Source organism: Streptomyces sp. Y2F8-2, from assembly GCF_014905555.1.
In the GTDB taxonomy this organism is placed as follows: domain Bacteria; phylum Actinomycetota; class Actinomycetes; order Streptomycetales; family Streptomycetaceae; genus Streptomyces; species Streptomyces cynarae.
In genome coordinates this window covers 38,269-60,383 of record NZ_BNGS01000002.1, presented here as the reverse complement: position 1 = coordinate 60,383, position 22,115 = coordinate 38,269, and the positions used below count along the sequence as shown (strand labels likewise).

At 70.5% G+C, this 22,115-nt stretch carries 20 protein-coding genes; 13 read left to right on the top strand and 7 right to left on the bottom strand.

Going from position 1 to position 22,115, the window contains the following annotated elements:
• Position 1: 1 nt before the first annotated feature.
• Genes mftD through mftA form a run of 4 tightly spaced genes read right to left on the bottom strand, consistent with a single transcriptional unit; the run spans position 2 to position 2,885 of the window.
• Positions 2 to 1,174 carry a pre-mycofactocin synthase MftD gene (gene mftD, locus SY2F82_RS05680; protein ID WP_200417858.1) on the bottom strand — a complete coding sequence of 391 codons (1,173 nt, stop codon included), beginning with the start codon at positions 1,172 to 1,174 and terminating at the stop codon, positions 2 to 4.
• Positions 1,175 to 1,213: 39 nt separating this feature from the next.
• Positions 1,214 to 2,440, bottom strand: coding sequence for a mycofactocin radical SAM maturase (mftC, locus tag SY2F82_RS05675; protein ID WP_200417857.1), 1,227 nt, complete (start codon positions 2,438 to 2,440; stop codon positions 1,214 to 1,216).
• A complete protein-coding gene (mftB, locus tag SY2F82_RS05670) occupies positions 2,440 to 2,766 on the bottom strand; it encodes a mycofactocin biosynthesis chaperone MftB (protein WP_236041215.1) in 327 nt (108 codons plus the stop codon). The genes mftC and mftB overlap by 1 nt, the downstream gene beginning before the upstream one ends.
• Positions 2,767 to 2,777: 11 nt before the next feature.
• A complete protein-coding gene (gene mftA, locus SY2F82_RS05665; protein ID WP_200417856.1) occupies positions 2,778 to 2,885 on the bottom strand; it encodes a mycofactocin precursor MftA in 108 nt (35 codons plus the stop codon).
• Positions 2,886 to 3,330: 445 nt separating this feature from the next.
• Between mftA and mdo the strand changes: the two genes are divergently transcribed.
• The 4 genes from mdo (at position 3,331) to mftM (ending at position 8,409) form a co-directional block, all read left to right on the top strand.
• Positions 3,331 to 4,623 (top strand): NDMA-dependent methanol dehydrogenase, encoded by a 1,293-nt coding sequence (gene mdo, locus SY2F82_RS05660; protein ID WP_200417855.1) that lies wholly within the window; start codon positions 3,331 to 3,333, stop codon positions 4,621 to 4,623.
• Between the two features lie 74 nt (positions 4,624 to 4,697).
• A complete protein-coding gene (locus tag SY2F82_RS05655) occupies positions 4,698 to 5,888 on the top strand; it encodes a MoxR family ATPase (protein WP_200417854.1) in 1,191 nt (396 codons plus the stop codon).
• A 15-nt stretch (positions 5,889 to 5,903) separates the two neighbouring features.
• Positions 5,904 to 7,439: a VWA domain-containing protein gene (locus SY2F82_RS05650; RefSeq protein WP_200417853.1), complete on the top strand. Its 1,536-nt coding sequence runs from the start codon at positions 5,904 to 5,906 to the stop codon at positions 7,437 to 7,439.
• Positions 7,440 to 7,482: 43 nt separating this feature from the next.
• The gene (gene mftM, locus SY2F82_RS05645) at positions 7,483 to 8,409 is read left to right on the top strand and encodes a mycofactocin oligosaccharide methyltransferase MftM (RefSeq protein WP_200417852.1); all 927 of its coding nucleotides are present in this window, start codon (positions 7,483 to 7,485) and stop codon (positions 8,407 to 8,409) included.
• Between the two features lie 63 nt (positions 8,410 to 8,472).
• On the opposite strand, the gene SY2F82_RS05640 is transcribed toward mftM, so the two are convergent.
• From SY2F82_RS05640 to SY2F82_RS05630, 3 genes are read right to left on the bottom strand one after another with little or no spacing between them, the layout of a single operon-like run.
• On the bottom strand, positions 8,473 to 9,138 hold the full coding sequence (locus tag SY2F82_RS05640; RefSeq protein WP_200417851.1) for a response regulator transcription factor: 666 nt from the start codon (positions 9,136 to 9,138) through the stop codon (positions 8,473 to 8,475).
• Positions 9,128 to 10,504, bottom strand: coding sequence for a histidine kinase (locus tag SY2F82_RS05635; RefSeq protein ID WP_200417850.1), 1,377 nt, complete (start codon positions 10,502 to 10,504; stop codon positions 9,128 to 9,130). The genes SY2F82_RS05640 and SY2F82_RS05635 overlap by 11 nt, the downstream gene beginning before the upstream one ends.
• 10 nt (positions 10,505 to 10,514) lie before the next feature.
• Positions 10,515 to 11,789, bottom strand: coding sequence for an iron-containing alcohol dehydrogenase (locus SY2F82_RS05630; protein WP_200417849.1), 1,275 nt, complete (start codon positions 11,787 to 11,789; stop codon positions 10,515 to 10,517).
• Between the two features lie 224 nt (positions 11,790 to 12,013).
• Here SY2F82_RS05630 and SY2F82_RS05625 point away from each other — a divergent pair, with 224 nt between their 5' ends.
• The 9 genes from SY2F82_RS05625 (at position 12,014) to SY2F82_RS05585 (ending at position 22,103) form a co-directional block, all read left to right on the top strand.
• Positions 12,014 to 13,252 (top strand): GAF domain-containing protein, encoded by a 1,239-nt coding sequence (locus SY2F82_RS05625; RefSeq protein WP_200417848.1) that lies wholly within the window; start codon positions 12,014 to 12,016, stop codon positions 13,250 to 13,252.
• A gap of 134 nt (positions 13,253 to 13,386) precedes the next feature.
• Complete coding sequence (adh, locus tag SY2F82_RS05620) at positions 13,387 to 14,904, top strand: aldehyde dehydrogenase (RefSeq protein WP_200417847.1); 1,518 nt, start codon at positions 13,387 to 13,389, stop codon at positions 14,902 to 14,904.
• On the top strand, positions 14,904 to 15,308 hold the full coding sequence (locus SY2F82_RS05615; protein ID WP_200417846.1) for a DUF779 domain-containing protein: 405 nt from the start codon (positions 14,904 to 14,906) through the stop codon (positions 15,306 to 15,308). The genes adh and SY2F82_RS05615 overlap by 1 nt, the downstream gene beginning before the upstream one ends.
• A gap of 266 nt (positions 15,309 to 15,574) precedes the next feature.
• On the top strand, positions 15,575 to 16,045 hold the full coding sequence (locus SY2F82_RS05610) for an ATP-binding protein (RefSeq protein ID WP_236041213.1): 471 nt from the start codon (positions 15,575 to 15,577) through the stop codon (positions 16,043 to 16,045).
• Between the two features lie 531 nt (positions 16,046 to 16,576).
• Positions 16,577 to 17,593, top strand: a complete 1,017-nt coding sequence (locus SY2F82_RS05605; RefSeq protein ID WP_200417845.1) for a GlxA family transcriptional regulator — start codon at positions 16,577 to 16,579, stop codon at positions 17,591 to 17,593.
• The gene (locus SY2F82_RS05600; RefSeq protein WP_200417844.1) at positions 17,569 to 19,446 is read left to right on the top strand and encodes a thiamine pyrophosphate-binding protein; all 1,878 of its coding nucleotides are present in this window, start codon (positions 17,569 to 17,571) and stop codon (positions 19,444 to 19,446) included. The genes SY2F82_RS05605 and SY2F82_RS05600 overlap by 25 nt, the downstream gene beginning before the upstream one ends.
• On the top strand, positions 19,421 to 20,071 hold the full coding sequence (locus tag SY2F82_RS05595; RefSeq protein WP_200417843.1) for an SRPBCC family protein: 651 nt from the start codon (positions 19,421 to 19,423) through the stop codon (positions 20,069 to 20,071). The genes SY2F82_RS05600 and SY2F82_RS05595 overlap by 26 nt, the downstream gene beginning before the upstream one ends.
• Entirely contained in the window at positions 20,068 to 21,084 is a 1,017-nt protein-coding gene (locus SY2F82_RS05590) for a 3-oxoacyl-ACP synthase III family protein (protein ID WP_200417842.1), read from the top strand. The genes SY2F82_RS05595 and SY2F82_RS05590 overlap by 4 nt, the downstream gene beginning before the upstream one ends.
• Positions 21,078 to 22,103 carry an aminotransferase class I/II-fold pyridoxal phosphate-dependent enzyme gene (locus tag SY2F82_RS05585; protein WP_200417841.1) on the top strand — a complete coding sequence of 342 codons (1,026 nt, stop codon included), beginning with the start codon at positions 21,078 to 21,080 and terminating at the stop codon, positions 22,101 to 22,103. The genes SY2F82_RS05590 and SY2F82_RS05585 overlap by 7 nt, the downstream gene beginning before the upstream one ends.
• Positions 22,104 to 22,115: the final 12 nt, after the last annotated feature.

Genomic DNA, 22,115 nt, shown 5'->3' with positions numbered 1-22,115 from the left:
CTCAGACCGCGCCCAGAGTGCGGGTGAATCCGCGCGGGATCACGACGTCGTCGGGGGTGAGTTCGTGGATGGACGAGCGCCCGAGGCCCAGCAGGGCGGAGTCGATGCCGCCGCGCAGGATGTCGAGCACGTTCTCCACACCGGTCTGCCCGCCCGCGGCCAGGCCCCACAGATAGGCGCGGCCGATCATCACGGCCCGCGCGCCCAGCGCGAGTGCCTTGACCACGTCGCTGCCCCGGCGGATGCCGCTGTCCAGCAGGATCTCGACCTGGTCACCGACCGCTTCGGCAACGGCCGGCAGCGCGCGGATCGGTGCCGGGGTGCCGTCGAGGTTGTTGCCGCCGTGGTTGGACACCGAGATCGCGGTGACTCCGGAGTCGACGGCCCGCCTGGCGTCGTCCACCCGGCAGATGCCCTTGAGCAGGAACGGCCCGTCCCACTGCTCGCGCAGCCAGCGCACGTCCTCCCAGGACGGGGGCGGGGTCTGCATCCACTCGCCGTAGGCACCGAAAAAGGTCGGAGCGTCCCCGCCCGGGTCGGCGAGGTTCGGTGCCGTGAGGTCGGGGAGGCCGCGGGACCTGAGGAAGTCCAGCAGCCAGCGCGGTCGAGCCAGCGCCTCCGGTGCGAAGCGCGCCATCGCCTTGAGGTTCAGCCGTTCGGGAATCCTGGGGCTGCCCCAGTCACGGCCGTGCGAGAAGGACCAGTCGAGGGTGACGATCAGCGCCTTCGCCCCGTAGGTGTACGCATGCTCGATGCGTTGCAGCATCGCGTCCTTCGAGCCCATCCAGTACATCTGGAAGAACGTCTGCGGATTGGCCGCCACGACCTCCTTGAGCGGCTTGCTCGCGAACGAGCTGAGCCCCATCGCCGTACCCCGGGCCGCAGCGGCGCGGGCGACGGCCACCTCGCCGTCGGGGTGCACTGCCTGCACCCCGGTCGGGGAGATGATCACCGGCAGTGAGATCTGCTGGCCCAGGACCGTCGTCGACTGGTCCCGCTTGGCCGACAGGCCGGCCACGTGCGGGGCGAAGCCCAGCTCCGCGAACGCCTTGGTGTTGTCGTCGTAGGACGTGCCCTTCTCGGAACCGGCGAGCAGCGCACTGTAGACGGACTTCGGCAGCCGCTTGCCGGCCCTGCGCTGGGCCTCGGCCACCGTCTCGAACCACCCGCTCATCAACCTTCTCCTTCTGTCTGTTGGGGGTCGCCTTCGGCGTCACGCGGGCGGGCTCGACGGCATCCCGGCCAGCGGACTCTCGTCGCAGAAGCGGTCCGGGCGGCTGGTGCGTACGGCGGGCATGCCCAGGGCCACGGTGCGGTGCGAGTGGTCGTTGCCCTGGCGCGGGAGCGCGTCCCGGTCCACCGCCGAGAGCGCGGCGGCGCCGTGGCCCTTGACGCATTCGGGGTCGGGTCCGTCCAGCGGGAGGCCCGTGAAGAACTTCGCGGCCATGCAGCCGCCCTGGCAGGTGTCGTACGCCGGGCAGCCCGAGCAGGCTCCTCCGGTCGAGGGCCGGCGCAGCTCGGCGAAAAGCTCCGACTCCCGCCACACCTGCTCGAAGCCGCCTGCGGAGCGGACGTTGCCCGCCTTGAACGCGTCGTGGATGGCGAACGGGCAGGCGTACACGTCACCCACCGGGTCGATCAGGCACACCACCCGTCCTGCCCCGCACAGGTTGAGTCCCGGGATCGGCTCCGAGCCGAGCGCGTTGAGGTGGAAGAACGAGTCCCCGGTGAGCACCCGCTCGCCGTGGCCGACCAGCCAGGCGTAGATCTCGCGCTGCTGCTCGGCGGTCGGGTGCAGCTCGTCCCACACGTCGGCTCCCCGGCCGGACGGTCGCAGCCGGGTGATCCGCAGCTGGGCGCCGTAGCGGTCGGCGATCGCTGCGAAGTCGTCGAGCTGCGAGACATTCTGACGGGTCATCACCACTGAGATCTTGAAGTCGCGGAAGCCCGCGGCGGCGAGGTTCTCCATGGCCCGTACGGCCATGTCGTACGACCCCGGGCCGCGTACCGCGTCGTTGATCTCCCGCGTGGCGCCGTCCAGGGAGATCTGGACGTCCACGTAGTCGGTGGCCGCGAGCCGCCGCGCCCGGTCGGGGGTGATCCGCAGCCCGTTGGTCGAGAACTTCACGCCGACCTGGTGGTCGATCGCGTAGTCCAGCAGCTCCCAGAAGTCGGGGCGGACGGTCGGCTCGCCACCGCCGACGTTGACATAGAACACCTGCATCCGCTGGAGCTCGTCGATGACGCCCTTGATCTCGTCCGTGGACAGTTCCGACGGGTCGCGCCGCCCGGACGAGGAGAGGCAGTGCGCGCAGGACAGGTTGCAGGCGTACGTCCACTCCCAGGTCAGGCAGATCGGGGCGCGCAGGCCGCCCTTGAACTGCTCGACGAGGGCGGGCACAGGGCCGGCTGTGTGCGGGGGATCGTGAAGGGTGGTCATCACCGCGCTCCGATGTCACTGCGTTGGGGAATGATCATGTCGGCGGCGGCCAGGGCGGCCAGCGCCCGAAGGAAGGCACTGCGGCGGGCGTCGGGAACGCCCGAGAGGGCGTCCCCGACGCTGGCGTGCCGGTCGAGGCCCCGGACCAGCTCGACGAGTTCCGGAGCCTTCAGGAACGACAGCCGGCGGTTGCCGAAGTGGTAGGCGAGCGCCCCGAAGGGTTCGGGACGCAGCGCCACAGCGGGGTTCAGCCGGTAGGGGCGCCCGGCGTCGAACATCACGTCGGCGCAAGGCGCCTCGGCCGGAGTCGCCGAAGGGGACGTCATGGCGGCGGGCCTCAGTAGACGCCGCACATGCCGTCGATGGACACCTCTTCGACGAGCAGCTCCTCGGTCATCTCCTCGACGGTGGTGTCCTGCTCGGCACGGATCTGGTCCTCGGGCATGGCGAACCTCCTGACAGAAAGGGGTGGTGAGTTGGGGATCGGCGGCACCGTGTGGTGACCGGCCGGTACTCGACGCTACGGCCGGCCGCCCCGCGTCTCGCCCTGCTTCCGGCCGCCCTCGCCCCCTCCGGTCGGACAGGTACGCCCCGCCGGGGCCGGTGCCCGCCGCGTTCCCCCTCCGATCGGGCAGGGCAACACCCCGTCCGTTCGCGTCCAGCTGCCGTCCGTGCGGCCGGTGTCGCGCGGCGACGCGTTCCCGGAGGGTGAGTCACGCCACGAAGTCCGGCACGTCCGTGCTCCACACCGGACATCTGCGACGCCGGACAGGCGCTGCCGTCCCACACGGCTTCGTTCGCCCGAAGGGTGGGCGGCACCCGGACGGCGGCGCCCAAGAGCAGCCGACGCAGGACGCGCGGTCCACCGCGCGGAGAGGACAGTCGCGAACATGCAGGTCGAAGAACTTCTCAAGCCATTCCCGATCAAGGAATTCCACCCGTTCCCGCGGGCGCTGATGGGCCCGGGCGCCCACGAGCTGATCGGTCCGGAGGCCAAGAAGCTGGGTTTCCGGCGCACCCTGGTGATGACCACCGGTCTGCGCGGCAGCGACACCGTGCACAAGATCGTCGAGTCGATGAAGTACCACGGCCTGGAGGTCGTGGTGTACGACAAGGTCGAGTCGAACCCCAAGGACTACAACGTCATGGACGCCGTGGCGCTGTACCAGGAGAACAAGTGCGACTCGTTCGTGTCGATCGGCGGCGGCTCGTCCCACGACGCGTGCAAGGGCGCCCGTATCTCGGTGGCGCACGACGGCCGCAACGTCAACGACTTCGAGGGCTTCAACAAGTCCGAGAACCCCAAGAACCCGCCGCACATCGCGGTGTCCACCACGGCCGGCACGGGCTCCGAGACGTCCTGGGCGTATGTCATCACCGACACCACGACCGACCCGGACAACCCGCACAAGTACGTGGCCTTCGACGACGCCTCGGTGGCCACGCTCGCCATCGACGACCCGACCCTGTACTACGACTGCCCGCTGGACTACACGGCGCAGTGCGGCTTCGACGTCCTCGCGCACGCCTCCGAGCCGTACGTGTCGCGGCTGAACTTCCAGCCGTCGCTGGGCAACGCGCTGCACGCGATCCGGCTGACCGCACGCCATCTGCGGCAGGCCGTGTGGAACGGTCAGGACCTGGGTGGGCGTGAGGGCATGATGTACGCGCAGTACATCGCGGCGCAGGCGTTCAACTCCGGTGGCCTGGGCATCATCCACTCCATCTCGCACGCGGTCAGCGCGTTCTACGACACCCACCACGGCCTGAACAACGCCATCGCGCTGCCCCGGGTGTGGGCGTTCAACATGCCCGCCCACTACGAGCGGTTCGCGGACATCGCCGAGGCGATGGGCGTGGACACGCACGGCATGACGAAGGTCCAGGCGGCCGAGGCGGCGCTCGCCGCGGGCATCCGGCTGCTGCGCGACGTCGGCATCCCGGAGAAGTTCACCGACGTCCAGCAGGACACGTACTCCAAGAACCGGCTCGGCCAGGGACCGACGAAGTTCTACGAGCAGGCCAAGGAGATCAAGGGTGACGCCGCCGACGTCGACCGCATCACCCACCACGTCCTCGGTGACGCCTGCACTCCGGGCAACGCCAAGGAATGCACGTTCGACACCGTCAGGCCGGTCGTCGAGCACTGCATGACCGGCGACCTGGACGACCTGCTCGGCTGAGCACCTCGTGACCGGGAGCGGGGGGCTGAACAGGGAGGTCGCCCCCCGCTCCCGCCCCATTGGACGGAGGAACCGTGCCCGCCACACCCGAGAATCCCGCGTTCGGCTCGGTCGACGACGTCGTCGAGCGGTTCGCCGCCCACGGCTACATCGCCGACCGGCGGCTCGCCACCACCGTGTTCCTGCAGACCAGACTCGACAAGCCGGTCCTGCTGGAGGGCCCGGCCGGCGTCGGCAAGACCGAGCTGGCCAAGACCCTCGCCGCCGTCACCGGGCGCCGACTGCTGCGCCTGCAGTGCTACGAGGGCCAGGACGAAAGCCGGGCGCTGTACGACTGGGACTACGGCAAGCAGCTCTTGTACACGCAGATGCTCCGGGACAAGATCGGCGACCTCACGGCCGACGCGCCCGACCTGGCCTCCGCTGTGCGGCGGATCGAGGAGCAGGACAGTGTGTTCTTCTCCGACCGGTTCCTCGCGCCCCGCCCCCTGCTGGACGCCGTGCGCGGCGAGCAGCCCGCGGTGCTGCTGATCGACGAGGTCGACCGGGCGGACGAGGCGCTGGAGGCGGTGCTGCTGGAGTGTCTGGCCGAGTACCAGGTGTCGGTGCCGGAGATCGGCACGTTCACCGCGACGATCCCGCCGTACGTGGTGCTGACCTCCAACAGCACCCGCGATCTGTCGGCCGCGCTCAAGCGCCGCTGCCTGCATCTCTTCCTCGACTACCCGGACGCCGAACGGGAGTTGGAGATCGTACGCGCCAAGGACACCGGACTGCCGGAGGCCGCGGCCCGCCGTCTGGTCGAGGTGGTGCGGGGCCTGCGCGAGCTGCAGCTGCGCAAGAACCCCAGCATCTCCGAGACCGTCGACTGGGCCCGCACCCTCGCCGTGCTGGGCGTCGAGGAACTCGACCCGGCGGTGCTCGCCGACACCGCCAACGTGGTCCTGAAATACGAGCGGGATCTGCAGCGGGCGCTTGATGTCCTGCCGCGCCTGGTCGACCCCAACCGCACCCTGCCCGCGCCCGGCCATCCTCACGGGCACCACCACGACGGTCACAGCCGTCACGACCACCACCACGGTCCCGGGCACGGACAGCCGGACGAGATCGACGGGCCTGCCGTGCGGGCGGCCATGGACCGCCAGGGCCGACACGACGAGGGCTACTACGGCGCTCCCGGACCCGGCCCGACGCACCGGCCCGCACCCAGCACCGGCCAGGGTGCCCGATCCTTCGCCGCCGTCGCCCGGCGCCGCACCGACTGACACGGGGAGGCCCGCATGGAAGCCGGCGTGCACCGATTCGTCCGCCTGCTGCGGCTGTTCGGTCTGCGCGTCTCTGTGTCGGAAGCCATGGACGCCATGCGCGGGGCGGCCCAGCCCGGCGTCCTCGACCGACGCGAGACCCTGCGCGAGGCCCTGCGCATGACACTGGTGAAGGACCGGCGCGACCACGCACTGTTCGACGACCTGTTCACCGCTTTCTTCTCGCTGCGACCGGTGGAAGGGGCCGACGACGGCGACGGCCACAGCCATGAGCACGACGACCTGTCCGACACCGGCGAACTGCAGTCGTTCACCGTCTCCGACGAGCCCTCCGAGACCCCGCAGCAGGGGCACAGCCACGGAAAGCCGTCCGACATCCGGGACTTCTTCGACCAGCAGGACCTCGCCCAGCGGTACAACCTGCACCAGGAGGCCAACAAGATGGACCTGGCCTCGATGACCGACGAGATCGTCCTGTCCGAGGACGGCGCCACAGGCGGACGGGACGGCGGCCCGTCCGTTCAGCTCGAGACCGGGAGGCTGCACGGCGCCGGGATACCCGGGCAGCTCGCCGCAGCCGCCGGGAAGCCCCTCGACACCGCGCTGACCGTCGCCCAGCAGCACGCCCTCCTGGGCTGGCTCACGGACGAGTCCGACGGCGTCGAAGGGCCGGAACTCGACCGGCTACGGCAGCAGTTGGCGGGCGTCATCGACAACCTTCCCCAACTGCTGAAGCGGCACCTGGACCGGTTGGCCGAGCTCACGTCGGTGGCCGTGGAGTCCGCCCGGATCGCCGAACGTGCCCGCCCGGAAACGGTCGACGAGGACGAACGCGCCCAACTGGAGGAGGCCCTGCGCCGGGTGGGCCGTTCCCTGCACGGCGCGCTGACCAGCCGCACACGCGACACGTCGCACGGCCGCGTCCATTCGGGGCGCACGATGCGCCGCAACATGCGCTATGACGGCGTACCGTTCCGGCCCGTCACCGTCACCCGGGCCGAGGACAGGCCGCGCCTGGTGATCCTGACGGACGTCTCGCTGTCCGTGCGGGCCACGGCCCGGTTCACCCTGCATCTGGTGCACGGCCTGCAGTCCCTGTTCGGACAGGTCCGCTCGTACGCGTTCGTCGACGCGCCGACGGAGATCACCGAGCTGTTCGCCGAGCACCCGCTGGAGCGGGCGCTCGGACTGGTCTTCGACGGCCTCCCGGCCGGCGGCCTGCTCGACGTCGACGCGAACTCCGACTACGGCCGCACGTTCGAGCTGCTGCTGGCGGAGCACACCGCGGCGCTCGGCCGGCGTACCACCCTCCTGGTGCTGGGCGACGGCCGCGGCAACGGCAACGATCCCCAGGTCGCGGCCTTCGAGGAGATCACGCGCAGGGTGCGGCAGACCATCTGGCTGACCCCGGAACCCCGCTACTCCTGGGGGCTCGGCGCCTGCGACCTGCCTCTCTACGCGCCGTACTGCGACCGCGTCCACGTGGTCGCCGACCTCGCCGGACTCCGGCGCACGGCTCACCGGATGGCGGCGGAGGCGACCGGGCGATGACACCGATGAGCACCCCCGCACACCGTCACAGGGAGCCGCCGTCATGAGCGTCCCCAGCCTTCGGAACGCGATCGCCGCGCGGCGTATCGACCCTCTGGCTCCGACCCCGCCCGGTCTGTACGCGGACCATCTGGTCCGGGTTGTCCGCGACGGCCTCTTCGTGGACGACGCGATCCCGCATCGGATCGTCCGCACCCAGCACTTCACCTTGCGCCGCCGGGGCCGCCGCGTCGAGCTGGGCCACTCGCTGAGGCCCGAGCAGCTCGACAACGACCTGGCCGGACTGCTCGCCGAGGAGCTCTTCGCCCCCGGCTGGCTGTCCGGCAGCGACATCTTCGAGCGCGTCTTCACCGGGGTGGTGCGCTCCTGCGTGGACGGACCGCTGCCCGCCTGGACCACGTTCTACGACAACACGCTGGCCCGCATCCGGCGGCACTGGCGGACCGCGGAACCGGCCGGCCACTCGTCGATCGCCGGCTTCGCGCCCGTCTACCGCCGCGCCCTCGACCTGGTGGCCCCGGGCACGGTGCTGGACCTGGGCTCCTGCTTCGGCTTCCTGCCGCTGCTGCTGGCCGAGCGGCGCGGGCACACGGTGATCGCCTCGGACCTCTCGTGGGGCACCATGCGTCTGCTGGACGCCGTGGCCCGCGAGCGGGGTCTGCCACTGGACACGCTGGCCTGCGACGCGGCACGGGTGCCGCTGCCGGACCGCTCGGTGGACACCGTCACGGTCATCCACGTACTGGAACACCTGGATCCCGGGCACGGCGACACCGTCGTACAGGAGGCACTGCGGCTGGCCCGGCGCCGGGTGGTCGTGGCCGTGCCGTACGAGGACGAGCCGACAGCCGCGTACGGACACGTGCAGTGCTTCACCCAGGACCAGCTCGCCGAACTGGGCCGCCGAACCGGCCACCGGTTCTCCGTCGGTTCCCACCACGGTGGCTGGCTGGTCCTCGAACCCGGCTGACCCGCCTGGGCAGTCGAGTGACGGAGAGCCAGGAACGGTGGGGCCGGTCCTGGCTCTCCGTCGTCAGATCACGCCCATCTTGCTGGCCTCGTACACGACTTCCGCGCGGCTGCCCGCGTCCATCTTGCGCATGATGTTGCGGACGTGAAACTTCACCGTGGTCTCCGATATGTACAGCTGCTCACCGATCTCCCGGTTGCTCAGCCCGCGGGCGAGCAGCCTGAGCACCTTGAGCTCCCGTTCGGTGAACTTCGGCCGGTCGGGCTGCACACGCATCGACCGCACCATCGCCGCGGCCGCGTGGGAGTCGAAGGCGCTCTCGTTGCGGGCCACCGCGCGGATCGAGCGCAGCAGCTCCGTGGTGTCCACGTCCTTGACGACGTAACCACGCGCACCGTGCTGGATCGCCTCCACCACCAGCGAGTCGTCGAGGAACGTGGTGAGTACCAGCACCGCCAGCCCAGGGTGCCGCTGGGTCAGCCGGGCACACAGCTCCAGACCCTCGGTGTCCGCCGCCGTCGACAGTTTCAGGTCGAGCAGCACGATCGACGGATTGGCCCGCTCGACGACTGCAGCCGCCTCCGAGGCCGTGCTCGCCTCCCCGACCACTTCCAGGTCGCTCTCCCGCTCCAGGATCGAGCGCAACCCATGCCGGACGATGGCATGGTCGTCGACCAGGACGATCCGTTGGGCCGACGTGGGAGCCGTGGTCCGCTGGTCAGTGGTCATCCGCTGCCTCCTGAGCATGCTTCACCGGCAGCGGGACGTCGACCCGCAACAGGACGCCTCCCATTCCCGACCGGCGGATGGACAGTCGGCCGCCGAGCTCCTCCGCCCGGACGACCATGTTCGCCAGCCCACGGTGCCGGCCGGCCAGATCGGTGGCCCTGGACAGCCGCAGGGCGCGGCGCAGTTGGGCGGGATCGCCGCCGCCGTCGTCGGACACGGTCAGCACGACGGCCTCGGGCAGATAGCGCAGCCGGACCAGTGCCCGGCTCGCCTTGCCGTGCGTGGCGGAGTTGAACAGTGCCTCTCCGGTCAGCCGGAGGATCGACTGCTCGGCCTCCGGCGGCAGTGGCATCGGGTTGCCCGCCACCTGGACCCGCACGTCGAGGTCCGTGGTCAGGTGCACCGTGGACAGCCGCTGCAGCATCACCGGAAGCGGTCCGGCCGGCTCCTGGGACGTGCGGTGGAGTGCGTAGATCGCGGCCCGCAGCCGCTCCACGGCCTGCCGGCTGAGATCCTTGGCGGTGGCCAGCCGTTCGGCGATGTCCGCGGCCTGCCCGCCCAACCCCGCCAGCTCCGCCCGGCACACCTCGACGGTCATCCCCGCGCTGAGTACGTACTGCGAGACACTGTCGTGCAGCTCGCGCGCAATGCGCCGCCGTTCGTCGTCGAGCGCCTGCCGCTGCATCGCCTCGAGCAGCCGGGCCTGCGTCTCGGCCAGCTCTGCGCTGCGCGCGGCCAGGTCCCTGGCCTGCCGCTGCGCCGCCTCGGACAGCTCCTCGGCCCGTCCTCGCAGCGCGGTCGCCGCGTGGAACAGAAACGTGTGGTGCAGCGCCACGGCAGCCTGGTTCGCCAGGACCCGCAGGATGGCCAGGTCGGTGTCGGCCACTTCGACGCCCGCACCCGGGGCTGCCGCGATCCCGCCGACCGGCTCGTCGTCGAGGGTCATCGGCGCGCGCACCCAGCCCCGGCCCCGCTCGGGAGTGCCGGCCTCCCAGGGACGGCTGCGCAGCAGCTCCAGATGGTCCCGCACCTCGGCGGGCATCCTCGTCTCGTCGTCGATCAGCACGTCGTCGGCGTACAGCAGGAACCGCGGCCGAGCCGCTCGCAGCGCGCCGTCCGCCACGGCCAGGAGCAGCCAGCGCGCGCGCAGATGCTCGGCCGCCGTCCGTACGACCGCCTCGACCAGGGCGCGCGGTCCTTCCGTCGTACGCACGAGGGCTCGGGAGATCCCATCGAGTGCCTCGACCGTCCGCTCGAGCCGCTCGGTGGACCGTACGTACGCCGGGTAGAACGACCGTTTGCCGGACCGCAGTCCGGTGAGCACCCCCAGGTCGGCGGGCTGAGGGGATCGTTCAGGGACGCTCACTGCGATCGCCTCACAGGGCCTCGCGGAACAACTTCTCGACGTGCGGTACCTCGACGTCCCGGGGGTTGGTGGCCATGCAGGCGTCCTTCAACGTGGTGCGGGCCAGCACCGGCACGTCGCGTTCCGCGACCCCCAGGCTCGCCAGTCCCTTCGGCACACCGACGTCGTCCGCCAACGCGCGTACCAGGTCCGCGAATTGCTCGGCCACTTCGTGCGGAGGCACCCCGGTGGTGGCCAGACCGGCCGCCGCTCCCAGCGCGACGAACCGCTCCGGCCACGCCTCGGCGTTGAACCGGATGACGTGCGGCAGGAGGACGCCGTTGACCACCCCGTGCGGGGCGTCCAGCAGTCCGCCCACCTGGTGGCTCATGGCGTGCGTGGCACCGAGGATGGCGTTCGTGAAGGCCATGCCGGCCTCCAGCGACGCCTGGGCCATCGCGAGCCGGGCGCCGAAGTTCTTCGGCTGCAGCTGGGTGCGCACCAGATTGGCGGTGATCAGTTCGACGGCGTGAAGTGCGTGGAAGTCGGTCAACGGGTTGTGCGCCCGGGACACGAACGCCTCGATGGCGTGGGTCAGGGCGTCCAGGCCGGTCGCCGCGTTCAGCCAGTCCGGCATGGTGGTCAGCAGCCGTGGGTCGATCACCGAGATCTCCGGAACCAGCGTCCGGCTGATGATGGTGATCTTGATGTGTTCGGCCGTGTCGGTGATCACCGCGAATTGGGACACGTCCGCCCCGGTGCCGGACGTGGACGGCACCATCACCGTGGGCGGGATGGGCTGGACGACCTGGTCCACGCCCTCGTAGTCGAGGATGCGTCCACCGTTGCCGGAGAGGATCGCCACGCCCTTGGCCGCGTCGATGACCGAGCCGCCGCCCACCCCGACGATCACGTCGCAGCCGCTCTCCGCGTACCGCTCGAAGGCAGCCTGGACCTCGTGGTCCTTGGGGTTGGGCGTCACGTCGTACCAGACCACGGGGCGCAGGCCGACCCGCCGGAGATGCCCGACGGCCTCGTCCGCCCAGCCGGCTTCCATCAGTCCGGGATCGGTGACGAGGAAGGGCCGACGGCCGCCGAGGCGCAGCGCGCAGTGTCCGAGTTCGGTCAGCGAACCGGGCCCGAACACGATCTCGGGCACATGGAACTTCGCCAGCCGGGCCGACCGGCGCAGGGCCTCCGTGTTCGTCTGCTGGGGTCCCAGCAGCTCGCACTGGCACTCGTCGCGGCTCCAGTCGGCGCTCGGATCATTGCCGCTGCTCACCACGGCGCCGGACGTGAGCGACATGCGACCTCCCGGGGGCGCGAAGCCCGCAACGCATATGCAACCTTGATTTTACTGCCTGATTGGCCGATAACACTGTCGTCAAAGCGAAGACCAAGCTAAGCGTGCGGTCCAGGGCGCCGCACCTATCCGATCGGACAGGGGAGACCGGCCCGACCGGTCAGGTGCGTCGGCGCGGTCATTGCGGACAATAATCGTTTGTCCCCGTTCGACGGTAGGGGAAGAAGATGTCACAGCGCAGTGACCTCATGAGGCGCCGGGCCACGCTGGAGAGCGAATGGGCCCGTCTGGTGCCGCGGCTGAGGACCGCGGAGTCGAAGCCGCACGGTGTCGAGAGGGTGCGCCACGAGGTAGCCGAGTCCTGGGTGCGCTCGCTGACAAGCGTGGATCCCGGCCGGGACAGCGCGCCCGTCACCGGCGGCGACGCCGTGCACCATCGCTGGACCGCGTCGCCGCTCCGCCCGCCGGTCGACGACCTCAGGGACGAATTGCACAGCATCGCGGACGATGCCGGGTTCGTCACGGCGGTCACCGACGAGTCCGGCACCATCCTGTGGACGTGCGGCGGTCCGACCATGCGCCGCAGGGCCGAGCGCGTCAACTTCGCGCCCGGCGGACGATGGGACGAGCAGGCCATGGGCACCAACGCCCTCTCCCTCGCTCTGCGCACGGGCCGTCCCAGCTCCGTCTTCTCCGCCGAGCACCTGGTGACGGCCCTCCACGGCTGGGTCTGCTACTGCGCTCCGATCCACGCTCCGGACGGACGCGTCCTCGGTGTCCTGGACATGTCCACCACCTGGGACCGTTCACACCCCCTCGCCATGTCCACCGTACGCACGCTCGTGTCGACCATCGAGGCCCGGCTGAGTGCGGAGCCGCCCCGCCAGACCCGAGGAGTTCCGAGCCGGGTGCGCCTGCACTGCCTGGGCGCGGAACAGGTCGCACGCGACGGTGAGCCACTACCCCTGCGGCCCCGGCAACTGGAGATCCTCACCCTGCTCGCGCTCGAACCGGACGGCTTCTCACCGGAACGGCTCCGTGCGGCCCTCTATGGTGACCGCGCCGTCACGGCCTCCACCTTCAAGGCGGAGATCTCGCACCTGCGCCGGGCCCTCGGCGGCGGCATCGCCAACCGTCGCTACGCGCTGACCACACCCGTGTCCTGCGACGCCGCCGACGTACTCCACGCGCTGAAGAACGGCGACGTGGAGACAGCGCTGCGTCTGTACCGCGGCCCGCTGCTGCCCCGGTCGGAGGCACCGGGCATCGAGGAGTGGCGCACGCACATCGAAGTGGCCGTGCGGGAGGCGGTGCTGGCGAGCAGCCGCCCGGAGCACGCCCTGTGCTACGGCGAACGGGCCACGTACGACGTGGAGGTGCACCAGCACGCGCTGCACCTGCTCGGCCAGAGCGACACCCGCCGCGCGATCGCGGCCGGCCGGCTGGCCACCGCCCTGCGCTACTGAGGTTGCGCCGACGGACGGTCCGGCAGGCTCCGTCACCACCAACCCGGCGCCAACCTTCCGGGGCGAGAGTGAACGGCGTCACGACGGAGTGGGCCGTCGGACCCCGCACTCACCATCCCCCGAGGAGAGCCGCCATGGTGTACGCGCAGCCAGGATCAGAGGGCAGCATCGTCGACTTCGCCCGTCGCTACGACAACTTCGTCGGCGGCGACTGGGTGGCCCCCGTGGAGGGCCGGTACTTCGAGAACACGACGCCGGTGACCGGCAAGACCTTCTGCGAGGTCGCCCGCTCGTCGGCGGCCGACGTGGAGCTCGCCCTCGACGCCGCGCACGCCGCCGCGCCCGCGTGGGGCCGTACCTCCGCCACGGAGCGCGCGCGCATCCTCAACCGGATCGCGGACCGGATCGAGGAGAACCTCGAGAAGATCGCCGTCGCCGAGACGTGGGAGAACGGCAAGCCGGTGCGCGAGACGCTGGCCGCGGACATTCCGCTGGCCATCGACCACTTCCGCTACTTCGCGGGCGTCGTACGAGCCCAGGAGGGCAGCATCGCCGAGATCGACGCCGACACGGTCGCCTACCACTTCCACGAGCCGCTGGGCGTGGTCGGCCAGATCATCCCGTGGAACTTCCCGATCCTGATGGCCGCCTGGAAGCTGGCGCCCGCGCTGGCCGCCGGCAACTGCGTGGTCATCAAGCCGGCCGAGCAGACCCCGGTCAGCCTGCTGCTGGTGGTCGAGCTGATCGCGGACCTGCTTCCGCCCGGCGTGCTCAACGTCGTCAACGGTTTCGGCGTCGAGGCCGGCAAACCGCTGGCCTCCAGCTCGCGGGTGGCCAAGGTGGCCTTCACCGGCGAGACGACGACCGGCCGCCTGATCATGCAGTACGCGAGCGAGAACATCATCCCCGTCACGCTGGAGCTGGGCGGCAAGAGCCCCAACATCTTCCTGCCCGACGTGATGGCCGCCGACGACGACTTCCTGGACAAGGCGGTCGAGGGCTTCGTGATGTTCGCACTCAATCAGGGCGAGGTGTGCACCTGCCCGTCCCGCGCCCTGATCCACTCGTCGATCTACGACGAGTTCATGGCCCGCTGCGTCGACCGCACCAAGGCCATCGTCAGCGGCGACCCGCTGGACCCGAAGACCATGATCGGCGCCCAGGCCAGCAACGACCAGTACGAGAAGATCCTCTCCTACATCGACATCGGCAAGAAGGAGGGTGCCGAACTCCTCACCGGCGGCACCCCCCGTACGGTCGCCGGACTGGAGGGCGGCTACTACATCGAGCCGACGATCTTCCGCGGCACCAACGACATGCGGATCTTCCAGGAGGAGATCTTCGGTCCCGTCGTCTCCGTCACCACGTACGACTCGGTCGACGAGGCCCTCAAGATCGCCAATGACACGCTGTACGGCCTCGGAGCCGGTGTGTGGACGCGGGACGGCAACACCGCCTACCGCCTCGGCCGGGAGATCAAGGCCGGCCGGGTGTGGACGAACTGCTACCACGCCTACCCGGCGCACGCGGCCTTCGGCGGCTACAAGAAGTCCGGCATCGGCCGCGAGACCCACAAGATGATGCTCGACCACTACCAGCAGACGAAGAACCTGCTGGTCAGCTACGCCCCGCAGAAGCTCGGGTTCTTCTGATGGGCACCCGCACCAGGCGCGTCGAGCTGACGCCGGCCGCCGAGGACCTGGTGCGGCGGCTGGCCGCCCGGCACGGGCCGGTGATGTTCCACCAGTCCGGCGGCTGCTGCGACGGCAGCGCCCCGATGTGCTATCCGCGCGGTGAGTTCCGGGTCGGCGGCTCGGACGTCCTCCTCGGCACAGTGGCCGACGACACCCCGTTCTGGATGAGCGCCGACCAGTACGCCTACTGGTCACACACCCATCTCACCGTCGACGTCGTCCCCGGCCGCGGCAGCGGCTTCTCCCTCGAAGCCCCCGAGGGCGTGCGCTTCCTGATCCGCTCCCGGGTCTTCACGGACGACGAGTGGGAGCGCATGGAGGCGGAACCACCACTGCCCACAGGGGCCGACGCGGCGGGATGACACCGGCCGTGGACGACAACTGCCGCGGCGCAGGCGGTGGTGACCGCGGGGCCGGACACCTGCTGGACCGGCCCCGCACCTGCTCCACCGGGCGCAGGGTGCCGCCCCCTCCGTAAGGAGGGGCTACGCGCGCCTCGTCGCCCAGCTACGAAGCGACACACAACCGCATAGCGTCAGAAGTGACGCAGCACCGGGGCGGCTTTCTTGCCGAAGCCGTCGGGAGAGCCCCAGCATCACGTCCCTTCCAGTAAGTACCAGGGCCGATCATGAGCACCCCCACCCTCTGGGCGAAGACCCGGCCGAGTACCGGGCCGGCCGTTGTTCGCCCCCGATCCCGGCAGGTGCCGGGCCACCAGGCCGTCTTTGCGCTGCCCGCGGAGATCCCCTGGGTTCCGGTGGCACGCCGTGGCGTCGCGGCAGTGCTGGCCCAGTGGCGGCTCCCGTCTGCGGACCGCGCATCGGCCGAACTGGTCGTCGGGGAACTCGCCGCGAACGCTGCTGAGCACGGTCGGTGCGACATGACGGTGCAACTGTCCCTGCACGCCGGGCTCCTGCGGATCTCAGTGACGGACTCCGGCGCGCCCGTCCGGCCGCGCACCACCCAGGACTCCGACCCCGACGAGCACGGCCGAGGATTGCCCATCGTCGCACTCCTGGCCCAGGAGGTCCGCGTCGACCAGGGTCCACTCGGACGCCGGGTCAGCGTGGCCCTGCCCACGGCAACAGCGGAAGCCTGAGACGACGCCGTGCGGCTCGAGCTTGTCACGCGTGTCCCTGGCACGATCCAGTCAGCATCAAGGACGGGCGCCGGCCGGTGGCCGTGTGGGGCTTCGACGACGGTGTGTTCCGGGGGGGTGCACGGATGTAGTCCGGCCGACGCAGAGGCTCCTCGGTTTGTGGGCGGTCGGTCCGTCCGTCGAGGTCCCGCAGCGGGCGGTGAAAGCGATGCATCGGCCGATGGATCAGAGCGGGGGAACCGGCATCGGTACCCGCTTCCAGCTCGTGGCCGGGGCACGTTTTCATCCCTTCGCCGTTACTGCCTCGCCGCAGTCGGAACTCCACCTGCCTGCGGCTCGCCGGCCGCCGCTGCCTCGCCCGCCCGGCCGTGGCCTTCGGCCGGCTCGTATGTCTCGCCTCTTCCGTGATGTGTCTCACCCTGCGCTCGCCTGGAGTCTTTTGCCCGGTCAGCGCAGTGAACCCGGCGCGTGGCAGGAATGGTCAACAGCCCGTCATTGTGGACGGTCCTCCGCTGGGAACAGGCTGTGACCATGAGACAACGACGTGTTGTTATCGTGGTCTACCCCGGTGCCCAGACCCTGGACGTCAGCGGACCGCTCGAAGTCTTCGACACGGTGAACCGACTGATGGCCGAGCAGGCGAGCGCCTACCGTCTGCAGTGCGTTTCCCCTGATTCTCCGTCAGTGGCCACCTCTGCGGGCCTGGTCGTGCAGACCGACCCCCTGGACGCTGCGGAGGGGGAGATCGACACCCTCATCGTGCCCGGTGGACCGGGCCTCAAAGAGACGTTGACGGACACGTCCTTCGTCACGTGGATCAGGCGCGCCGCGGCACGGTCCCGACGCGTGGCCTCCGTGTGCGGCGGCGCCTTCCTGCTGGCGGAGGCCGGTCTCCTCGACGGACGACGGGCCACCACACACTGGGCCTTCGGGGAGCAGATGGCGCGTCGCTACCCCGAGGTGACGGTTGATCCCGAGCCGATCTACGTCCGGGACGGCCCCTACATCACCTCGGCGGGGGTGTCCACCGGTATCGACATGGCCCTGGCCCTGGTGGAGGACGACCTGGGGGCGGCGTGCGCACTTGAGGTGGCGAAGTACCTGGTGCTGTACTTCAAACGGCCCGGTGGCCAGACGCAGTTCAGCATGATTCTTGACACACAGCTGACCGATCAGGAGCCGATCCGGTCCCTTCAGGACTGGATCCAGGAGAACCTCCATCGCACGCTGCCGGTGTCCGAACTCGCGGAACGCGCGAATATGAGTCCACGTCACTTCGCCCGTGTCTTCGCGCAGGCGGTGGGGATGACACCGGGTCAGTACGTGCGGCGATTACGTATCGCCCGGGCCCGTCAACTCCTGGAGGCGACCGATCTCTCGGTGCGCCAGGTCTCGAGCCGCTGCGGATTCACCGCAATCGAGACGTTCCTGCGCGCATTCGCCGCCGTCGTCGGTCTCACCCCCGCACAGTATCGGCACCACTTCCAGTTGCGGACGCACTCCGGCCCGACCGTCGAGCCGCCATGGGCGGAACGGAGGTCGGCATGACCTGCCGGATGCGTCTCGTGGACTACGTCGCGGGCGAACTGGAGCGGATCGGTGTCCGGTACGTGTTCGGCGTGGGCGGAGCCAACATCGAGGACCTGTACGAAGCGGTGCACCGGGCCCCCGGCCGCATCCGCGGTGTCGTGGCCAAACACGAGTTCTCCGCGGTCACCATGGCGGACGGGTATGCCCGGACCACCGCGCGCCTCGGCGTCGTCGCAGCCACGTCAGGGGGCGGTGCGATGAATTTGGTTCCGGGACTGGCGGAGGCCCACGCCTCGCGGATCCCGGTACTGGCCCTGGTGGGACAGCCGCCCACCTTTCAGGAGGGCCGGGGCGCCTTCCAGGACTCCAGCGGCAAGGCGGGCTCCTTCGACGCCCTGGACGTCTTCGCACCGGTCTCACGCTTCTGCGCCCGGGTGACCGAACCCGACGCGATCCCCGGGCTGCTGGCCCGCGCGATCACCGTGGCGCAGACCGAGCCCCGGGGCCCCGTCGTGCTGCTCCTGCCCAAGGACGCCCAGCAGGCACATCTCGAGGTGCCGGCGGTCACGGGATCCGCGGTACCCGCGAACACCGGAGCATCCGCGAGCGCCGCGCGAACCTCGGGAAAACGCACGGCGGCGCACACACCCCTCGCGGTGAGAGGAGCGGGCAGGGCGGCGCAGCGGGCAGGGACGCCTCACGCGTCCGCCGGCCCACAGCCGGATCCCGCCTGCCTGGGCGAGGCGGTCGGCGTGCTGGAGGAAGCCTCCCACGTCATGGTGATCGCCGGCGAAGGCGCGGCCGGGACGAGGGCGCGCGAGGAACTGGCCGGCCTGGTGCGGCACCTGGGCGCCTGCGTGGCTGTGTCCCCGGACGCCAAGGACGTCTACGACAACCGCAGTCCCCGCTTCGTGGGCGTGGCTGGGGTCATGGGCCATCCCGAGGTCGAGGACTGCTTGCGCCGCGCCGACGCCTGCCTGCTGGTGGGTACCCGCCTGCCCGTCCTGGCGCGGGGAGGACTGGAGTCGCTGCTCACCGGGATGCCCGTGGTCTGCGTCGATCCGGAGCCGCCCTTCGTGCCGGGAATCCCCCTGCTCGGGCCGGTGGCCGACACCCTGCGGACGCTGGAGCGCCGCCTGTCACCGCGGCCACCGGCCTGCGCGGCCCATCACCCGCCGTCCCTCCTGCGCCCTGCTCCGGATCCCGCTCCGACCCTCGGCTACACCTCGGTGATCGGCGCGATCGCCGAGGCGCTGCCACAGGACGCCCATGTCTTCGTGGACGCCGGCAACGTGGGGGCCGCCGCCATCCACGCTCTGCCGGCCCCACGTGACGGACGCTTCGTCGTGGCGGTGGGCATGGGAGGCATGGGCTACACCTTCGGCGCCGGGACAGGCGCCGCGTTGGCCACGGGCCGACGGACGTACGTGGTGGCCGGTGACGGCGCGTTCTTCATGCACGGCATGGAGATGCACACCGCCGTCGAGTACGGCGCGCCGGTCACTTTCGTCATCCTGAACAACAACGCGCACGCCATGTGCGTCACGCGCGAGGAGCTCTTCCAAGGCGGCGCCCGCCTCGAGAACGTCTTTCACCCGTCCCGCATAGCAGCCGGCGCGTCGGCGATGTTCCCCAGGCTGCGCGTCGCCTCGGCCGGCACCCCGGCACAGTTGCGATCCGCGTTGCTGCACAGCAACGACTGCGGTGGGCCGGCCCTGGTGGCCGTGGACCTCGACCACCGCGAGACACCACCGTTCCAGCCGTTTCTGACCGCCTCCGCAGCCGGTGCGGGCGCCGCCGACGCGCCCGGACACCGGCCGATCCATGATGAGGAGAAAAACACCCATGACCGACCGATCCAGGTTGGCTGACATCCCGGGCCTCGTGCGGGTGGAGAACACCAGCCCGGAGGAACTGGCCGCCCGCTGCCTTGAGATGACCTCGGACGTCTACCCGCACCAGCAGGTCTACGGCGAGTACTGCACCATCCAGGAGTACGTCGACTGCCCGCCGGAGGTGACGTACGACTATCTCAGCCGCGGCCACCACCTCGAGGAGTGGACGTGCAGCCTGCGGGGGTTCGAGCCCGCGGGCACACCGGGGCTGTGGTTGGGCCACGACCTGCTGGAGAAAGGCACCCGGATCTACTGCCGGACCGAGGCCCACCCCGGCGCGATGACCGTCGACTACCACTGTGCCTGGGACCAGGGCGACGAGCTGTGGATGGTCTACCTGATGAGGGTGGTTCCGGCCGCCCTCGTCCTCGGCCGCCCCGGATCGGTGATCACCTGGACCAACTGCCGCCACCCGTACTACCGCCGCAATCCTCACCCGGACCTGGCACCGCACCCCGACCGGCGCTGGGTGGGTGAGTACTGGGACCTGTTCTACGCCGGTCACACCCTCGAAATGCACAATCTCAAGGCGATTCTCGAGCACCGGCACCGCAACGGTCTTCCCGTCAGCACCTCCCCGGCCAAGCAGGTGACCCGATGACGTCAGTGAGTCTGACCGACGTCTCCACCTATCTGCCCGGCGATCCCGTACCCGCCGCCTTCTTCACCGAGCACCCGGCGGCGGAGGACAAGCTGCGCCACAGCCCCATGTTCAAAGTCCCCCCGTCACGCCACCACGTGGCCCCCGGCGAGACCAACGCGGACATGATCGAGCGTGCCGTCCAGCCGCTGATCGAACGGCACGGCCGCGCGGCGATCCGCCGCGTCGACGTCCTGCTCGTGCACAGCCAACTGCCGGACCAGCCCTTCGTGGGCGCCGGCACCGAAGTGGCGCGCCGGCTGGGTCTGGCGCCCCGGTGGCTGATCGATGTGGCCAACGCCGGCTGTGCCTCCTTCGTGCACATGCTCGACCTGGCTCGGCAGATCCTGCTCGACGGCGACGCCCGCACGGCCCTGATCTGCAACGCACAGAGCGCCGCGGGCCAGCTGTTCACGCAGTCGCAGGTGCGCGGTCTGTCCCAGGCCGCCATCCCGGGCGACGGCTGCGGAGTCGGCTATGTGACAACCTCCGCACACGCCCCTGTGCTCGGGATCGAGAGTCGGCACATCGCCGCCCATGCCGGCGACATGACCATGGTGCGCCACGACGGGCGCAAGTACTGGGAGGCCGGTGAAGCCCAAGTCCACATCGGGTTCACCGAGAGCGGAGTCACCAACGTGCTTCAGCGGGGCAACCGCCTGGTTCCGCAGGTCGTACGAGACCTGTTCCGTCGCCTGGGAGGGAAGACCACCGACATCGACTCCCTGATCACCAACCAGCCCAACCGGACCTTCCTGCGCAACTGGCGCGACGCCCTGGGCCTGCCCGTCGAGCGCCACCCCGACACCTTCGACCGGTGCGGCAACCTCTTCGGCGCCGCGATGCCCATCACACTCGACGACGCGATCCGCTCCCAGCGGATCCGGGAGGGCGACCTGGTGGTGCTGGCCGGATTCGCCCACGCCGGGGACTACGCGGGCGCCGCCGCGATCCGCTGGGGGCAGGGATGGTGACCGCGGTGTTCCCGTCCCCGCGCCTGCTGGGACTCAACGAAAGCCCTTACCCACCGCTGCCGTCCGTGCAGGAGGCGATCCGGGCGACCGCCGACCGGGCCCACCGGTACCCCCCGTTCCACCCCGACCGACTGGCCCGGCGGATCGCCGGCTGGTGCGGTGTGGACGGCGACGCCGTCGCGGTCGGCAGCGGCTCGGTGGGCGTGGCGCTCCAACTCCTCCAGGCCGTGGTCCGGCCGGGCGACCGCATGGTGTACGCCTGGCCCGGGTTCGACGCCTATCCGATGCTGGCCACCATGGCGGGCGCCGAGCCGGTTCCCGTGCCACTGCTTCCCGACGGGCGACAGGACCTGGCCGCCCTGGCCGGGGCGATCGACGCGACCACCAGCGTGGTTGTGATCTGCAATCCGCACAACCCGACAGGCAGCCTCGTCACCGCGTCTGAGCTCGCCGAGTTCCTCGCCCGCGTACCGGAGCGTGTCACCGTGCTGCTGGACGAGGCGTACATCGAGTTCGTGCGCCACCCCGCCGCTCCCGACAGCCTCCCCCTGCTGGCCGGCCGGCCGAACCTCCTGGTGCTGCGGACCTTCTCCAAGGCCTACGGACTGGCCGCGCTGCGGGTGGGCTACGGCCTGGGCGATCCCCGTCTGGTGTCACGCATACGGGAGCAGCAACTGCCCTACGGCATCAACGCCGTGGCCGCCGCCGCGGTCGAGGCCACGTTGGAGGCCGGCGAGGAGCTCACCGCACGCGTGGACGCCGTCATCTGCGAACGGGAACGCCTGCACCGCCGGCTCGCGAGGTACGGGCTGCCCGTCCTGCCCAGCCAAGCCAACTTCCTCTGGCTCGCGGCCGGGCCGGATACCGGCACCGACCGGACGGTGCACGCGCTCAACACCGCGCGGATCCACATCCGTCACTGGCCCGCGGAGGGCATACGGCTGACGGTCGGCCGTCCGGAGGACGGGGACGCGGTGCTGTCCGTCCTGGCACCGGCGGAAAGCGGCGTGGACCGGTGAGCGGGTGACCGC

Excerpts from the sequence above, each read along its gene's own strand:
- mftC (WP_200417857.1), bottom strand. The coding sequence starts at position 2,440 with ATGACCACCCTTCACGATCCCCCGCACACAGCCGGCCCTGTGCCCGCC.
- SY2F82_RS05630 (WP_200417849.1), bottom strand. The coding sequence starts at position 11,789 with ATGTCGCTCACGTCCGGCGCCGTGGTGAGCAGCGGCAATGATCCGAGC.
- SY2F82_RS05595 (WP_200417843.1), top strand. The coding sequence starts at position 19,421 with ATGACCGACCGATCCAGGTTGGCTGACATCCCGGGCCTCGTGCGGGTG.
- adh (WP_200417847.1), top strand. The coding sequence starts at position 13,387 with ATGGTGTACGCGCAGCCAGGATCAGAGGGCAGCATCGTCGACTTCGCC.
- SY2F82_RS05610 (WP_236041213.1), top strand. The coding sequence starts at position 15,575 with ATGAGCACCCCCACCCTCTGGGCGAAGACCCGGCCGAGTACCGGGCCG.
- mftB (WP_236041215.1), bottom strand. The coding sequence starts at position 2,766 with ATGACGTCCCCTTCGGCGACTCCGGCCGAGGCGCCTTGCGCCGACGTG.
- SY2F82_RS05650 (WP_200417853.1), top strand. The coding sequence starts at position 5,904 with ATGGAAGCCGGCGTGCACCGATTCGTCCGCCTGCTGCGGCTGTTCGGT.
- SY2F82_RS05605 (WP_200417845.1), top strand. The coding sequence starts at position 16,577 with ATGAGACAACGACGTGTTGTTATCGTGGTCTACCCCGGTGCCCAGACC.
- SY2F82_RS05625 (WP_200417848.1), top strand. The coding sequence starts at position 12,014 with ATGTCACAGCGCAGTGACCTCATGAGGCGCCGGGCCACGCTGGAGAGC.
- SY2F82_RS05640 (WP_200417851.1), bottom strand. The coding sequence starts at position 9,138 with ATGACCACTGACCAGCGGACCACGGCTCCCACGTCGGCCCAACGGATC.
- SY2F82_RS05585 (WP_200417841.1), top strand. The coding sequence starts at position 21,078 with ATGGTGACCGCGGTGTTCCCGTCCCCGCGCCTGCTGGGACTCAACGAA.
- mftA (WP_200417856.1), bottom strand. The coding sequence starts at position 2,885 with ATGCCCGAGGACCAGATCCGTGCCGAGCAGGACACCACCGTCGAGGAG.
- SY2F82_RS05590 (WP_200417842.1), top strand. The coding sequence starts at position 20,068 with ATGACGTCAGTGAGTCTGACCGACGTCTCCACCTATCTGCCCGGCGAT.
- SY2F82_RS05600 (WP_200417844.1), top strand. The coding sequence starts at position 17,569 with ATGGGCGGAACGGAGGTCGGCATGACCTGCCGGATGCGTCTCGTGGAC.
- mdo (WP_200417855.1), top strand. The coding sequence starts at position 3,331 with ATGCAGGTCGAAGAACTTCTCAAGCCATTCCCGATCAAGGAATTCCAC.
- mftD (WP_200417858.1), bottom strand. The coding sequence starts at position 1,174 with ATGAGCGGGTGGTTCGAGACGGTGGCCGAGGCCCAGCGCAGGGCCGGC.
- SY2F82_RS05615 (WP_200417846.1), top strand. The coding sequence starts at position 14,904 with ATGGGCACCCGCACCAGGCGCGTCGAGCTGACGCCGGCCGCCGAGGAC.
- mftM (WP_200417852.1), top strand. The coding sequence starts at position 7,483 with ATGAGCGTCCCCAGCCTTCGGAACGCGATCGCCGCGCGGCGTATCGAC.